Source organism: Inquilinus limosus MP06 (assembly GCF_000767795.1).
Classification (GTDB): Bacteria; Pseudomonadota; Alphaproteobacteria; order DSM-16000; family Inquilinaceae; genus Inquilinus; species Inquilinus limosus_E.
In genome coordinates this window covers 1-1,085 of the sequence record NZ_JANX01001030.1, presented here as the reverse complement: position 1 = coordinate 1,085, position 1,085 = coordinate 1, and the positions used below count along the sequence as shown (strand labels likewise).

The window sequence follows — 1,085 nt, the reverse complement described above, 5'->3', positions numbered from 1 at the left end:
GGTCGGCGAGATCAACGGCACCCAGAGCGGCGAGACCAACGAGGCCGTCCGCATCGCCTTCCAGACGGGCCGGCTGGATGCCGTGCTGTTCACGGTGACGGAATCGATCTCGCTGCATCGCGGCGAGCTGCCGGGCGGCGAGCGCGACCGGTCGCTGGTGGTGCACGACATGCGCCACAGCGCCATCCAGTTGCAGCAGATCGAGGGGCGCTGCCATCGCGACGGCGAGCGCGCCGTGATCTACTACGCCTATGCCGAGGGCACGGTGGAGGAGAATGTGGCCGCCATGGTCATTGCCCGCATGGCCTCGATGGAGGGCATGGCCGGCGACGACACCGCCATGCTCGACGCCATCGCCGCCATGGTCGAGACCGCGGCCCTGCAGCGCGATGCCGCCTGAAACGAGACGACGATGAACGCAGACGACGTGCTGAGACGCTACAAGGACGAGGATCTGCCGGCGTTTTCCGGCATCGATCTCTCCGATGTGAACCAGGTCGGGATCTTCGGCGAGATGCCGATCCACGTCGCTGCGAGCCGCGGCCGGACCGATGAGATCAATGCGCTGATCGAAGGCGGTGCCGATGTGAATGCGTCGGGCGAGCTCGGCAACACGCCGCTGCACGAGGCCGTGATGCAGAACCGGTTCGAGGCCGCGAAGCTGCTGCTGGAGCGCGGCGCCGACCCGAACCGGACGAACGAGTTCGGAGGGTCGCCGCTGGATGCCGCGCGGGCCCGCCAGCATGGGCGCCTGGTCCGGCTGCTGGAAGGCGGCAACCCAGCCCGGCGCCGGTGAGGCGTCACGGCAGGGTCGGCTTCGCCGAAGAAGCGCGCGGGCGGAGCTGTACGGCGATGGCCAGGGCCGACATCAGCAGCCCGACGGCGCAGACGCCGGGCCACTGCCAGAGGCTCCAGGCCAGGTTGCCCAGGGTCGAACCCACAGCCCCGCCGATGAAACGCGACACCATGTAGACGGTATTCAGGCGGCTCATGGCATCCGCCTTCAGGCCGACATTGCGGGTCATGTTCGACACATGGCCGGACTGGACGGCGACATCCAGCAGGATGAACCCCGCGATTAGAGC

Annotated in this window: 2 protein-coding genes and 1 pseudogene; 2 read left to right on the top strand and 1 reads right to left on the bottom strand. The window is 68.2% G+C overall.

Going from position 1 to position 1,085, the window contains the following annotated elements:
* Both P409_RS34965 and P409_RS34960 read left to right on the top strand, forming a co-directional pair.
* Positions 1-400: hypothetical protein (locus P409_RS34965; RefSeq protein WP_034849605.1), on the top strand; the 400-nt coding region annotated here is incomplete at its 5' end.
* A gap of 12 nt (positions 401-412) precedes the next feature.
* Positions 413-796 carry an ankyrin repeat domain-containing protein gene (locus tag P409_RS34960; protein ID WP_052121731.1) on the top strand — a complete coding sequence of 128 codons (384 nt, stop codon included), beginning with the start codon at positions 413-415 and terminating at the stop codon, positions 794-796.
* 4 nt (positions 797-800) lie between these two features.
* On the opposite strand, the pseudogene P409_RS39765 reads toward P409_RS34960, so the two are convergent.
* A pseudogene (locus P409_RS39765) lies at positions 801-1,085 on the bottom strand (hypothetical protein); the annotation flags it as partial.